Below are 13,000 nucleotides of genomic sequence, written 5' to 3'. Positions count from 1 at the left end.
GTCGTTCGCCATGCAACTCGCCCTCTACGAAAAATACGACCTGCGCCTGCCGCGCTACACCAGCTACCCAACCGCACCGCATTTTCACACCGGCATTGATGGCAAACGCCTGGCTCGCTGGCTGAGCGAACTGGACCCGGCGCAGCCGTTATCGCTGTACGTGCACGTACCCTATTGCGAAAAAATGTGCTGGTTTTGCGGCTGCAATACGCAGATTACTCATCGGTATCAGCCGGTCGGTCAGTATGTGGATTTGCTGTTGAGCGAGATCGAACAACGGTTGTCGCTGTTGCCAAAAGGCGAGCGGTTTACCGTATCGCACCTGCACTTCGGCGGTGGCAGCCCGACCATACTCTCGGCCAGCGATTTAACCCGCATCATGGATGCGCTGCGCCAAAGAGTGGACATTCTGCCCAACGCTGAAGTCGCCCTGGAAATGGACCCGCGCACCACAACGCCCGCCTTTATCGACGCCATGGCCGCCAACGGATTCAACCGCGCCAGCATTGGCATTCAAGACTTCAACCCAGCGGTGCAAGCGGCAGTAAACCGAGTGCAAAGCCTGGAAGACGTCGCAGAAATTATTGCCATGCTGCGCGCCAAAGGCATCGCCGGCATCAACGTTGATTTAATGTACGGCTTGCCGATGCAGACCGTTGAATCGCTGATCGATACCGTCGACCAAACACTCACACTGCGCCCGGATCGCCTATCAATTTTCGGCTACGCCCACGTACCCTGGATGAAAAAACACCAGCAAGTCATCGCCACCGACACCTTGCCCAACGTCGAAGAACGCTGGGCACAATACGACGCCATGCAACAGCGCTTGGCCGAACACGGCTACCAGGCCATCGGCCTCGACCACTTCGCCCACCCGAACGACAGCCTCGCCATCGCCCAACGCAATGGCGACCTGCAACGTAACTTCCAGGGCTACACCACCGACAGCGCCGAAGCCCTCATCGCCTTTGGCCCATCGGCGATTTCTTCACTGCCACAAGGCTACATCCAAAACACCACCGGCATCGGCGACTGGCGCAACGCCATAAACGCCGGCCACAGCGCCGCAATAAAAGGCATCGCCATCGACAAAGAAGACCGGCTGCGCCGCGACGTCATCAACCGCCTCATGTGCAACCTGGCCGTAGACATAAGCGACATTTGCGCCCAACACAAAACCTTCCCGGATCGGTTCTTACCTGAGTTGGATCGGGTTCGAGCGATGACCAGCGATGGGATTGTTGAGGTTGAGGGATGGGAGATACGGTTAACTGAACTGGGCCGACCTTTGGTTAGGGCGGTGTGTGCGGCTTTTGATGGGTATTTGGTGGAGAGTGAGGGGAGGCATTCGGCGGCGGTTTAATAGAAGCATCCAACTCCAATAGTCTATAGTTAGCTCTCTAACTCCTATCCAACACCATTTCAGATTGACGACGAATAGATATTTTAATGTTCCCAGATATTGAAATATTCAAGAACAAGTACTAACCCTAATAGTATTGGATACAACCTTTGATAAAGCTCAATCTCCGGCCCATTTTCAATGAAAAAACGACAGTATGTACAATGTTTTCAGAAAGAGACATGTTTAGTTCCAACAGCCCCGAAAACCAGAAAAAAATACTATGAACATATTTATTGCTGATGAAACAAATAACGAGCCATCTGAACAAGTAAAATTCTTCATATATGGAGGTATAATTGTAGATTCGACAAATGTACGCAATATAGTTAGTGATGTGAGAAATCTTAGAAATGAGCTTCGAATTTCTGACAACGAAAAATTGAAATTCAATATCAGATCTTGCCCTACAAACTTATCAAGAACAGAGCACACAGAAGCTAAAAGTAGAATTTTAGACATAGCCGCAACAAATAACGTTAGAGTAATCATAAACTGCGTCCTCCACGCTATTGCTCGAAACAATTCAAAGAATGAGCTTGTGGAAATGACTTCAGCTACAGCGTTCAGAAGATTCAATGACTACTGTTCAGAGACCCATACACCAGGGTTTGTAATGGCTGATCAATGGCCAGTAGATAATGGATTTGGATTTCTAGAATCGTGTATTAACGGAGGAATATCGTATCGCGGAGGCACAACAGCGCGACTCCCATGGATCCATGCATTCAGCCAAGTAAGCGATAACTCAACACCCTTGATGTCAGTCGCAGATATAGTTCTCGGTTCATTTAGGTGGTGTATTAACAATCAGGATAAAACGGATGTTAACACAGCATTGATGCCAAGAATTGCAGGATTAATGTGGTACTCAGGCGCAACAAATAATAGATCAATATTAAACAGAGGTCTTAACTTTAGTCCTCGAGAAGTGTTAGTTGAAAAATACAAAGATCAGTACACTGAGCTCTACGAACACATTCTACACTTTGCGAATAGCTTATAAGAGATATAACCAATGGTAATTGCTGAACTATTAAAATTCATAGGTGTTTGTCTCTCAGCTTTTGCTGCAATCTTTTCGATAAAAACGGAAGGAATTAAATCAGTCAACTCCGGCAAACTCACAACAAAAGGTAGGATCATCGTATCCATGGCAGTTTTTGGCGTGCTACTTTCTGGCGGAGCACAATTGACGCAAATTTTTGACGCTGTAAAAAACTCACAAGAAATGTCAAAACGCCAAGAGCAAATAGTATCAAGATTAGAAAATGCAACCTATCAAGTAACTCGACAATACTACCCCCTTGAACCATTGACGATCCAATACGAAATCCAGTACACAATGGATCAGCCTCGTCTTCAAGGATATACTAATCGCGTAGAAAAAAGCATATTAACCTACTTAAGAGAAATCCGTAATAATCCAGGTGAAACTATTGAGAACCTTACTGGAGAGCCTAATTTTATAATTTCTAACGTAGAAAGCTGGACGCCTAATCCTGAAAATGAGATGTCTGCCTTTTCAGTATTATTTGAAGACCACACACAGTTTATATTTACTCAATCAGACGACTCTGAAATTTCGTTCATGTCGATAAGCAAGGAAGAAGAAGGTATATATGTTCAACTTCCTGCACGAGGACCACCCATACAAACACTAGAAGTTCTAGCAGACTTTAATAAAAGAGTATTCATTAAAAAAGTCGAAAGCAAAAACCCCATACGAACTGGAAATGACATATTCGCAAACAGCGCTCTTGATCTTGTTGGTCGGCAAATGACGTGGCAGTCAGGTATGTCTTGGTCAGGAAGGCCTGATCCAATATGGGATTTAATTGAATTCTCTCTTATTTTTCCTTATGACTATGAAATAGGGGCTAGAGTAATCAGCTTAGAAACCGGCATTACGAGCTACAACATCTCACCAGAAGATATTGGAATGGCGGACGTTTTTAATAACATGAATATGCATCGAAAAAGTAACATAGATATTAACTAGACACCTACTTAAAAGACTTGCAATCACAACTAGAAAAACATCACTGAACTAAGCGGCTAATATCAGTTTTCTGCCAGATAGGAAACCAAAGCAAATGAATTTTATAAAACCAATAATACGCCGAAAATTCATAAAATATGCCAAGGCCGGCAAGTACTGGAGAGCTTGCTTAACAAAACATGCTTTCACTATAACGGCAGTTATAGCAAGTATTCTTTGGTTAATTTTAAATGGCGCAGATTTTATATTCAGCACAAGCGAATGGCCTAGAACAAAGTTAGCGGGAATAATTATAGGCTATGCAACTCCAGCCATTAACATATACTTTGATATGAAAATGATAAAATTGAAATTAAGTCACCAATTAAATATTAGGAAATCTCCAAACTAAATTTATAGAACATCTAATTTAATTATTAACAAGATAGCCAAGCACCATTCTATTAAGCCATCTCCGAGCACACTCCAACATCGTACTAGCAGGACACCAACCTTGTTGTAATTTCTGGTGCCAATATTGCACGAAGTCTTCTACGTTGATGCCCCAGTTTCAGGTCGTTGTGGACCCGATGAACAAATGTGGCGGCTGAATGAACTAAAGCAGCAGATTGTTGTTGCTATTGTGTCAGTGAACGATGCAAGAGCCGTACACTTGAGCAGACTGCAAGTGCTGGGTATCGCTCATTAACATAGCCCACTGTCGAACAATGACCCACCCGGTCCGGGTTATCCGGAGCTTTGCCTAAACGCATTACCTCGCATTTTGAGTTTTATTGACCAGCATAAAGATCTGGAACCGTCATCGTTCACTGCCGCTCCGTAAAATCGAACCTGCCTAGCGCTCGCCGTCTATCTAATGCATAGACGGGGCGACCCAGCTGAACAGGCAATCAGTCCGTTAATGAGACACCCATCTTTTAAAGGAAACCAAAACCACCTCTCTAGAAAATTCCTTAAAAGACTGATTAGAGCAACTACCTTTCTGGTTTTAATCACTACTATGAGATAACCACAATTAAATTGAGTCCTCTTTACTGCCAAAATGAAATTATCACGCTATACAATCTGGGTACCACTGCTTGTAAAATTTTTACTGACCAGATCAGTGCAAGTACCTTACAGCCTTCTTCAAATAGTCGTATCTTTCTTTTTTATTTGAGTGTCTTTTGGTTCATTGTTCCCTACCTATTGCATGAGGAGATGCGGTCACCTTCAGTAGAGATACTCGTTAAGAGCAGGAATGACATTATGCGACTGATATTTTTCTGTCTAGGCTGCTACGGGTATATCGTGTCACTTATTGCATAAGACGGAATCCAAGAAGAGATCAATCGCTGTATAGAATAGAGCCAAAAGAGACTCTCTTAAAGTGATACATTTGTTCATTAGTGCATGTAAAGATAATCCTTCACCAATGCACCTAACCAATAAGGCTGAAAATTTTTATAGGAGCCAAACAGGACACCCACCCTAGAGCGGCATTAAACTAGGAATCCTGTTACGATCAGTTCGCTTATGGAGCCTCCCTGAAATGACCAAATTCACCGGCGGATGCGTCTGCAAAGCAGTTCGCTACGAAACAACAGGCGAACCTCTGAATCAAAGAATCTGTCATTGCCGGCTGTGTCAAAAAGCCATCGGTGCGGCCTTCAATGCCCGTGTGCTTATGCGTATTGAAGATGTATCGATCACGGGCTCTGTCAGCACCTTTCATACATCCGACATACTTGAGCGAGGTTTCTGTGCGCAGTGTGGTTCCCGTGTCTTTTCCCGACGCGCAGCTGCTGGTGTAATGGGATTAACCGCAGGCACATTAGACGACCCGTCTCTTTTTAAACCCGATATGCATTTTTGGGTATCGTCCAAGCAAGAGTGGCTGACTCTTGCCGATGGCTTGCCTCAATATCCTGAAAGCGCGCCAGTTGTGGGTACATAACAAATTCAGTTATAGAGTGCTCAACCGCATTAAAAGATGGACGCTCTGCCAGCAGAGCCTCTACCGTTACAATCCGTATTTATGAGAAATGACAGTGCAGATTCTAACCACAGCCCGGCTCACCCTCCGCCACCAACTCCCCACCGACATCGACTTCCTGATCAACCTCTGGTCCGACCCAAGCATCACCCAATACACCGGCGGGCCACGCGATGTTAAATTCCTTCGCAACATCTTCCAGGAAATCGCACAGAACCCCGAGGCTGAAGAGTTCGACTTATGGCCGCTTGTGTTGAATGCCGATAACACCTTGGTTGGTTACGCGGGTTTGTTGCCTAAAGAGATCGATGGTGAAACTTACGTTGAAGTGAATTACTTCATCGATTCAAACCGCCAAGGCAAAGGCTATGCGGTCGAGATTGGTAGAAAGCTCGTTGAGTATGGTTTTAACGACAAAGACCAAACGTCGTTAATTGCCGTCATCGACCCAAACAACAAAGCTTCGATCCGAGTGGCCGAGAAGATTGGTATGACTTTCTGGAAGAATGAAAACCGGAGTGGTCAGGTTAAAGCTATTTATCGGATCGACCGACCAACTTAATAGCGCTCACCATTCGGTTCGCTTGTTAGAAAAAAGGAAAAGGAACGTACTTAAAGCGGCGACGCATAGGCTATTCGCCACTCTTATCAAATTTATTGCCCCGCCGGCGGCTCCCACAATTCAACTTTGTTCCCTTCCGGATCCATCACCCAACCGAACTTACCGAATTCAGACTCTTCCGTCTGGTCCATAACCTGGCAGCCTTCTGCACGCAGTTGGGTTAGCAGTTCATGCAAATCTGCCACGCGGTAATTCACCATAAAGCCCGCGTTGCTGGGTGAGAAATAGCTGCCGTCGCCGACCGACCACGTCGTCGTTCCGGCTATCGGTTCGCCATCAGCATCAGCCCACCGAAAGGCAGTTCCGCCCCAGCTTTGAACGTCGATACCCAGATGGGTTTTATACCAATCGCCCAATGCTTTCGGGTCTTTCGCGCGGATGAAAATTCCACCAATGCCAGTTACTCGTGTCATTGCAGTCTCTCCCCTGCCTACCTTTATTGTGTTTACCCAGCGTACGTTAGCCAGTGGCTCCGTGAATGTCGATTTTCCATGAAGACACTGGGCAGCCTAAAGCTAATAAGTATGCACCTAGTTCGGTACTTGGCCGTGAGCATTTTTTGATAGTCAGGAGAAACTCGTAAATTTTAGGGTTATTCAAACGGTCCCAGCCATTCATCCGAAAAATCGACGATTCTTCTAACCATTTTTCAAACGCTGATCCGATATAAGTAACGACTCCAACCAATCGGTTGGAATCATCAACAGCCACATTATTTCCACAAATCTGGAGTAGCGTATGCAAATAAACATGAGTATGCAGGTATTCTTAACAGCTTTATTTCTCGCCCTTGTACCTGCCATAAGTCATTCAGCGATTGAACCTGTACCAGAGAACCGCAATTGCTTCGATAACGAAGACATCAATAATCTCAACTTGTACTTTGAAGCACTGAGCACCAATCCAACCGAAGATTTTCGCCAGTACGGAATTAACTTTGAGGGTGATGAAATATCTGAATTACAACGTCATTTTCAAGACAGTAGCTTTGACAGCTTCATCATCAATCACGATGAAGCCGACTGTGATCAACATCTAGGCTTAAAGATATATTTTAGATTGAAGGTCTTAGAGGATGACGAAGTTTTCTACTCAGAAACAATGAGGATGTATCTTCTTTATAAGAGAGAAGGCGCAGTAATCATTGAGTTCGCTGCGGTAGCGGGCTAAGCCCCCTTGTTGGGTAGCACTATCTAGTAGCTTCCCATGAGCCAATAGGACTCGGTGAATAACCGGCCCTATTGTCGATCCAACACCCCTCTGTTCGACTAGAGTGTGCAGGTACCACTTCGGCAACCTGAACCAGAGGTCAATACCATGTCCAAAGTCACGCCATTCCTGATGTTCAACGACCAACTTGAGGCGGCCATCGCCTTTTACACCGAAACATTCCCGGACTCCAAAATCACCACCATGGCGCGCACTGGCGAAGACGGCCCGGTTATGTCGGCCGAGTTCGTGGTCGGCGGGCAGGCGTTTATGGGTTACAACGGCGGGCCGTATTTTGAGTTTTCTCAGGGGTTTTCGCTCTATGTGAATTGCGAAGACCAGGCAGAAGTGGATGAGTACTGGAACAAGCTACTCGACGCCGGCGCGGCGCCCTTGCAATGCGGTTGGATTACCGACCCGTTCGGTGTGACCTGGCAAATCGTACCGAAGCGCTTTATGGAACTGATCAACGATGCAAACCCGAAGAAAGTCCAGGCCGTGATGGACGCCATGATGACGATGGTAAAGCTCGAGGTTGCACCGCTTGAAGAGGCCTACAACCAGGCGGAATAACAGTCAGCTTCTGCCGAACTATCGACACCTTACTGCCTCATCCGGAGAACCAACCATGGGACTATTAACCTTCAGCCTTAACGTTACGTTAGATGGCTGCATCGACCATCAGGAAGGCATTGCCGACGACGAAACGCACGCTTTTTTCACCCAGATGATGGACGACGCCGGCGCCATGCTCTGGGGCCGAACCACCTATGAAATGATGGAAGGTTACTGGCCCGCCGTCGCCCGCGGCGAAGTGGAGGCACCGCCGGCAATATACGAATGGGCGGTTAAGTTGGAGGAAAAACCAAAGTACGTCGTCTCATCAACACGAACAGACTTTCCCTGGACCAACAGCCACCACATAACGGGCGACCTGCGCTCCGGCGTGCAACAACTGAAAGACGAAACCCCGGCCGGCGTATTGATTGGCAGCGGCAAACTTGCAACCGAACTAGACCGGCTGGACCTGATCGATGAATACAAATTTCTGGTTCATCCCAGAATTGCCGGGCATGGACCGACTCTGTACCAGAGCGGTTTAGCGAATACGCGGAAGTTGGTGCTGGTTTCGGCGGTGCCACTGAGCAATGGGGCAGTGGCGATGCACTACCGGCGTGATTAGGGTAGTAGGTCGTTCTTTGTGAAGACGGGGTCAGTAAAATGACTACAGTGATCACCCTGCTTCACGCATAGGTATGCAAGAAACTGCCGTAAAGAAGGAGACAATTTCCATTGCGCATCCAGCTCGGTAAAGCTGGGCCTATTTAATATGTGGAGTAGGTCTGGTTTTGTTAGGTTAAATAGTTGAAGCAGGATTTTTGGGGGTTAGCCACCAAAGAAAATTAGTGCCATACATCACAGAAATTATTGAAAGTAAGTGCCCAATATATTGAGAAGGATAAGGTATATGGTTGAAAGCAAGGAGGCTTATACCGTGTACAAACTATTAATCCTTTTAACCACAATCATACTTCTGTCAGCCAATCTACGCGCTCAAGAAATAGTAAATACCTTCCACCCTGAACAACCATTTCACCACAAAGAACAGGCAATCTTTTCTAACCAACCAGTTTCATGGATAGTCCAATCCGTTGAGAACAGCTACGTCATTCAACAACACTCCGAAGATGACACCCTTTTTAAGAACCACTACAGAGATAATGAGCTGATTGTTAAATTACCGGATCAAGAATTAACGTTCGACAAAAACAGTTTCGGATTTGACGCTGCGGAATTCACAATAACGTGGGTTGAACTTGAAAGTCACAATGAGAATACGGATGAACTAAATTTTTACGTATTTATTAACAAGCCAGATACCGACTGGATGATACCAATAAACTTATTTATTAATTTCGACGGCTCTACACGCTTTGAATTTCAAGATGTTGATGACGACTATTAACCAAAATCTACTTTAGAAGGAATTTTAGTTTTCAACTGATAAGGACTATGAAATGCAGACTAACTGGACACCCATAATAGCAATTGGGTTAAAGTGGGTTGACCTGCCCCACAAACCACCCAACTCAAATCAAGCAACCTGACTTTGACTCTGACCACGATAGCGACCACTAAAATACAGGTCCGCAATCGACTGATGCAGTTCGTTAAACGCAATCTGTAATTCATCAACAAAGTCGTGCAATACATCCGGTTCGTGCGCCAACGCGACTAGATCGGCATTAATCAGTTGCGACAGCAATTTATCTACCAGGGCCTGGGCGTTTTCATGGCCGGGCAGGTCTTCCAGTTCGAATGACATTTGGCCCAGGCATGAGGCTACTGCGCGTGGGAAGGCGTCGTCTTGCAACAGGAAGCGCAATACATCCGGACCGTTTACGCGCAGGCGAATTTGTTGGCGATACATTTGGTAGCCGGTTAGGGATTTCAGCACGCTCATCCATTGCAGGCTTTCGAAGGGTGTCAGTTCTTCGGGGGAGCGCGGTAATAGGTTGGCTGAGCGTACGTCGATGATGCGTGTGGTCATGTCGGCGCGTTCCAGGTTGCGGCCGAGCATTAAGAAGGTGTGCACCTGAGTGTGGCTGAGCGAGCCTTCGATAACACCGTTGATGGATTGGCAACTGCGGATTACCCGTTTCATAAAAGCATCGCGTTTGCGCGAACTCATGCCGGCGCCGGACTGTTTATGGATATCCAAATACAACGTATTCAGTTCTTCCCAGATTTCGCGCGGCATGATGTCGCGTGTGGTGCGCAGGTTTTCGCGGGCGTAGCCGAGCGATGAAAAAATCGAACCGGAGTAGCGTTCATCGACGCATAAAAAGTTCAGTACGTTGTCGGCGCTGCGGTTGTCGTAATGTTCATCGAAAGTTTCTTCGGCACCGCTGATGGTGACCAGTGAATCCCAATCCAGCCGTGTGGTGCGCGGGAAGTCCAGCAAGAGATTGCTGGTTACGTTGATCAGCCGGGCGGTGTCTTCGGCGCGTTCCAGATAACGCGCCAACCAATATATGTTTTCCGCTACGCGAGACAGCATCAGCCTTCTCCTTTAGCTGGGGTTTGTTGCCCCATGCCAGTTCAGTGTTATTTCAAATCGACGATCCAGGTGTCTTTACTGCCGCCACCCTGAGACGAGTTCACCACCAGCGAACCTTTGGTCAATGCCACCCGCGTTAAGCCGCCAGTGGTGACGTAGGTGCTGTCTTTTCCCGATAGGATAAAAGGCCGTAAATCGACGTGGCGCGGTTCCAGTTGGTCGTCGATTAACGTCGGGGCAGTGGAGAGTTTCAACGTTGGTTGCGCCATGTAATTGCGCGGGTTGGCTTTAATCAACTCGGCAAAAGCCTTGCGTTCTTTTTTGGTTGAATGCGGGCCGACCAGCATGCCGTAACCGCCGGATTCGTTGGCGGGTTTGACCACTAATTTATCCAGATTATCGAGCACGTATTGGCGGTCTTTGTCGCGCATGCACAGGTAGCTGGGCACGTTGGCGAGCAGCGGTTCCTGGTCTAGGTAATAACGGATGATGTCGGGCACAAAGGCGTAGACAACTTTGTCGTCGGCGACGCCCGCGCCCGGTGCGTTGACCAGCGCAACTTTGCCGGCGCGCCAGGCGCGCATCAAACCCGGTACGCCGAGGGCGGATTCGGGGTTGAACACTTCCGGGTCCAAAAACAAATCGTCGATGCGGCGGTAAATCACATCGACGCGTTTGCGGCCATCGACGGTGAGCATGTGCACCACGTCGTCGTCATCGACTACCAGGTCGCTGCCTTCCACCAATTCCACACCCATCTGTTGCGCTAAATAGGAATGTTCGAAATAGGCGGAGTTATAAATGCCCGGTGTCATCACCACCACTTGCGGGTCGTCGCCGGGGCGCGGCGACATCGAGACCAGCATGTCGTACAGCTGGCCGGTGTAATCGTCGACGGGTTGGATGCGTCCGGTCTGGAACAGCTCCGGCAAAATGCGTTTGGTGACGTTGCGGTTTTCCAGCATGTAGGAGACGCCTGACGGCACGCGCAGGTTGTCTTCCAACACATACAGCGTGCCATCTTTGTCGCGCACGATGTCGGAACCGCAGATGTGCGCCCAGATGTTGTTCGGCGGGTGAATGCCCACGCACTGCTGGCGGAAGTTGGCCGATTGCGCCAGCACTTCGGCGGGTAGCACTTTGTCTTTGACGATTTTCTGGCCGTGGTACAGATCGTCGATAAACAGGTTCAACGCCTGCACGCGTTGCTTCAATCCGGCTTCGGTTTTTTGCCATTCGGCCAAAGGAATGATGCGCGGCACGATGTCGAACGGCCAGGCGCGGTCGATCATATTGCCTTCGGAATAGACGGTGAAGGTGATGCCCATAACTTGAATGGCAACTTCGGCGGCGTTCTTTAATTCCGCCAGTTCGCGACCGCCCAGTTCAGCCAGGTAATCGCACAGGATGGCGGCGGCTTGGTGGGGCTCGCCGGGGCGGGCCATCAGTTCGTCGTAAAAACCGTCGCAGGCGTATTCGGACCATTGCAATTTGCTCACGCTGTGAAGACCTCCTGCCGCTGGTTGGGCCAGTACTCACTGGCCAGATGGACGCTAACGCTTTGAATTACCGAGCAATTGCTGCGCCAGCTTATCAGTTTGTCTGAACGCCTTGGCGGATGGGTAAGCCGTGAATGATGCCGTGCACCATGGCTAACTTGTCGATCACGGCGGCCGACAAACTGAACGGATAGACGTCATCGTAGCCCATGCTGTGGTTCAGGCTGTTTAGTGCGGCCGTCAGTGGCAGCCATTGTGCAATAAGGGTGTCGAAACCGGCGTCACGATAGGGATTGGAATTCAGTTGTACCTCGACGCTTTGCGCCGGACGCGGCGCGGTGGAAAGGCCAAATTGATAGGCCGTGTCGAGTGTATCGACCATGTGCAGATAGTGCGCCCAGGTTTCGGCCCAGTCTTCCCAAGGGTGGGCGCTGGCGTAGGCGCTGACGTAGTACTGTTGCCAATCGGCCATGGGACCGATCTGGTATTGGCGCTCCAACGCCTGAGCGTAATCCTGACGTTCATCACCGAAGCGACGCCGAAAGGGCTCGATATGGTCGCTGTCTTTCACCAGCAATTGCCAATAATAGTGCCCGGCTTCGTGCCGGAAATGCCCCAATATGGTGCGGTATGGCTCAGCCATTTGCCGCCGGGTGGCTTCGCGCACCACAGGGTCGGCTTCGGCGATGTTGAGGGTGATGATGCCGTCTTGATGACCAATTAACACCCGCTCACTGTCGCCGTCCGGCGCATCGGCCATAAAGCGAAAACCAAGGCCATTGACCGGGTCTTGCTGACGCGACACCAATGGTAATTTCAAACTGAGCAAGCTGTACAACAAACGGCGTTTTTCTTCTTCGAGTGACGCCCACAGTTCGATATGGCCAGGCACACCGAGATCGGGAATTACCATGCTGAGCCGGCACGACAAACAGTAGCTTGCATCAGACGAGGGCGGAATCAACCAGTTACAAATACCCACCTGCCGCGCGTTGGTGCAGGCTCGATAATGCCCGACCGAGGCCGCCGCAGCCGGATCGTAGACTTTCATGGAAAGGGTGTCAGGGTCGAACCCCTGATGTGCTCCGCAGTGAACGCAGCGCGTGTTGTCGAAGTAGAGCCGCTGCCCACAGTTCTCGCACCGAAACAATTGCATTCCTATACTCAGTCGGATGCCGTGGGTTTATCATCTATCATGAGTACGACGGCGACGCGAACTCAAGCACT

Annotated in this window: 13 protein-coding genes; 9 read left to right on the top strand and 4 right to left on the bottom strand. The window is 48.7% G+C overall.

Annotated features, from left to right (window positions below; translation table 11 throughout):
* Positions 1-10 precede the first annotated feature (10 nt).
* The 5 genes from hemN (at position 11) to DW349_RS02190 (ending at position 5,944) form a co-directional block, all read left to right on the top strand.
* Complete coding sequence (hemN, locus tag DW349_RS02210) at positions 11-1,366, top strand: oxygen-independent coproporphyrinogen III oxidase (RefSeq protein ID WP_108127314.1); 1,356 nt, start codon at positions 11-13, stop codon at positions 1,364-1,366.
* 262 nt (positions 1,367-1,628) lie between these two features.
* Positions 1,629-2,411, top strand: coding sequence for a DUF3800 domain-containing protein (locus DW349_RS02205; RefSeq protein ID WP_108127316.1), 783 nt, complete (start codon positions 1,629-1,631; stop codon positions 2,409-2,411).
* A 12-nt stretch (positions 2,412-2,423) separates the two neighbouring features.
* The gene (locus DW349_RS02200) at positions 2,424-3,407 is read left to right on the top strand and encodes a hypothetical protein (protein WP_108127318.1); all 984 of its coding nucleotides are present in this window, start codon (positions 2,424-2,426) and stop codon (positions 3,405-3,407) included.
* A 1,531-nt stretch (positions 3,408-4,938) separates the two neighbouring features.
* Positions 4,939-5,343, top strand: a complete 405-nt coding sequence (locus DW349_RS02195; RefSeq protein ID WP_108127320.1) for a GFA family protein — start codon at positions 4,939-4,941, stop codon at positions 5,341-5,343.
* A 94-nt stretch (positions 5,344-5,437) separates the two neighbouring features.
* Positions 5,438-5,944: a GNAT family N-acetyltransferase gene (locus tag DW349_RS02190; protein WP_157954448.1), complete on the top strand. Its 507-nt coding sequence runs from the start codon at positions 5,438-5,440 to the stop codon at positions 5,942-5,944.
* A gap of 92 nt (positions 5,945-6,036) precedes the next feature.
* Here the strand turns inward: DW349_RS02190 and DW349_RS02185 are convergent, their stop codons facing one another.
* Entirely contained in the window at positions 6,037-6,417 is a 381-nt protein-coding gene (locus DW349_RS02185; RefSeq protein ID WP_108127324.1) for a VOC family protein, read from the bottom strand.
* Between the two features lie 325 nt (positions 6,418-6,742).
* Between DW349_RS02185 and DW349_RS02180 the strand changes: the two genes are divergently transcribed.
* The 4 genes from DW349_RS02180 (at position 6,743) to DW349_RS02165 (ending at position 9,179) form a co-directional block, all read left to right on the top strand.
* Positions 6,743-7,174 (top strand): hypothetical protein, encoded by a 432-nt coding sequence (locus tag DW349_RS02180; RefSeq protein ID WP_108127326.1) that lies wholly within the window; start codon positions 6,743-6,745, stop codon positions 7,172-7,174.
* A gap of 147 nt (positions 7,175-7,321) precedes the next feature.
* The gene (locus DW349_RS02175) at positions 7,322-7,786 is read left to right on the top strand and encodes a VOC family protein (protein WP_108127328.1); all 465 of its coding nucleotides are present in this window, start codon (positions 7,322-7,324) and stop codon (positions 7,784-7,786) included.
* Between the two features lie 55 nt (positions 7,787-7,841).
* Positions 7,842-8,396 carry a dihydrofolate reductase family protein gene (locus DW349_RS02170; protein ID WP_108127330.1) on the top strand — a complete coding sequence of 185 codons (555 nt, stop codon included), beginning with the start codon at positions 7,842-7,844 and terminating at the stop codon, positions 8,394-8,396.
* Between the two features lie 285 nt (positions 8,397-8,681).
* Positions 8,682-9,179, top strand: a complete 498-nt coding sequence (locus DW349_RS02165; protein ID WP_108127332.1) for a hypothetical protein — start codon at positions 8,682-8,684, stop codon at positions 9,177-9,179.
* A gap of 129 nt (positions 9,180-9,308) precedes the next feature.
* Here DW349_RS02165 and DW349_RS02160 read toward each other — a convergent pair whose 3' ends face one another.
* The 3 genes from DW349_RS02160 to DW349_RS02150 all read right to left on the bottom strand — a co-directional run bounded on the left by DW349_RS02160 (position 9,309) and on the right by DW349_RS02150 (position 12,929).
* Positions 9,309-10,274 (bottom strand): alpha-E domain-containing protein, encoded by a 966-nt coding sequence (locus tag DW349_RS02160; RefSeq protein WP_108127334.1) that lies wholly within the window; start codon positions 10,272-10,274, stop codon positions 9,309-9,311.
* Between the two features lie 47 nt (positions 10,275-10,321).
* On the bottom strand, positions 10,322-11,719 hold the full coding sequence (locus DW349_RS02155; RefSeq protein ID WP_420820707.1) for a circularly permuted type 2 ATP-grasp protein: 1,398 nt from the start codon (positions 11,717-11,719) through the stop codon (positions 10,322-10,324).
* Positions 11,720-11,867: 148 nt separating this feature from the next.
* Entirely contained in the window at positions 11,868-12,929 is a 1,062-nt protein-coding gene (locus tag DW349_RS02150) for a zinc-binding metallopeptidase family protein (protein ID WP_108127338.1), read from the bottom strand.
* Positions 12,930-13,000: the final 71 nt, after the last annotated feature.

Origin of the sequence: Saccharospirillum mangrovi, assembly GCF_003367315.1 — a bacterium.
GTDB classification, from domain to species: domain Bacteria; phylum Pseudomonadota; class Gammaproteobacteria; order Pseudomonadales; family Natronospirillaceae; genus Saccharospirillum; species Saccharospirillum mangrovi.
Note: the sequence above shows the minus strand (reverse complement) of the source record. Positions and strands in the feature narration are given on the sequence as shown.

Excerpts from the sequence above, each read along its gene's own strand:
- hemN (WP_108127314.1), top strand. The coding sequence starts at position 11 with ATGCAACTCGCCCTCTACGAAAAATACGACCTGCGCCTGCCGCGCTAC.
- DW349_RS02205 (WP_108127316.1), top strand. The coding sequence starts at position 1,629 with ATGAACATATTTATTGCTGATGAAACAAATAACGAGCCATCTGAACAA.
- DW349_RS02200 (WP_108127318.1), top strand. The coding sequence starts at position 2,424 with ATGGTAATTGCTGAACTATTAAAATTCATAGGTGTTTGTCTCTCAGCT.
- DW349_RS02195 (WP_108127320.1), top strand. The coding sequence starts at position 4,939 with ATGACCAAATTCACCGGCGGATGCGTCTGCAAAGCAGTTCGCTACGAA.
- DW349_RS02185 (WP_108127324.1), bottom strand. The coding sequence starts at position 6,417 with ATGACACGAGTAACTGGCATTGGTGGAATTTTCATCCGCGCGAAAGAC.
- DW349_RS02180 (WP_108127326.1), top strand. The coding sequence starts at position 6,743 with ATGCAAATAAACATGAGTATGCAGGTATTCTTAACAGCTTTATTTCTC.
- DW349_RS02175 (WP_108127328.1), top strand. The coding sequence starts at position 7,322 with ATGTCCAAAGTCACGCCATTCCTGATGTTCAACGACCAACTTGAGGCG.
- DW349_RS02170 (WP_108127330.1), top strand. The coding sequence starts at position 7,842 with ATGGGACTATTAACCTTCAGCCTTAACGTTACGTTAGATGGCTGCATC.
- DW349_RS02165 (WP_108127332.1), top strand. The coding sequence starts at position 8,682 with ATGGTTGAAAGCAAGGAGGCTTATACCGTGTACAAACTATTAATCCTT.
- DW349_RS02160 (WP_108127334.1), bottom strand. The coding sequence starts at position 10,274 with ATGCTGTCTCGCGTAGCGGAAAACATATATTGGTTGGCGCGTTATCTG.
- DW349_RS02155 (WP_420820707.1), bottom strand. The coding sequence starts at position 11,719 with ATGGCCCGCCCCGGCGAGCCCCACCAAGCCGCCGCCATCCTGTGCGAT.
- DW349_RS02150 (WP_108127338.1), bottom strand. The coding sequence starts at position 12,929 with ATGCAATTGTTTCGGTGCGAGAACTGTGGGCAGCGGCTCTACTTCGAC.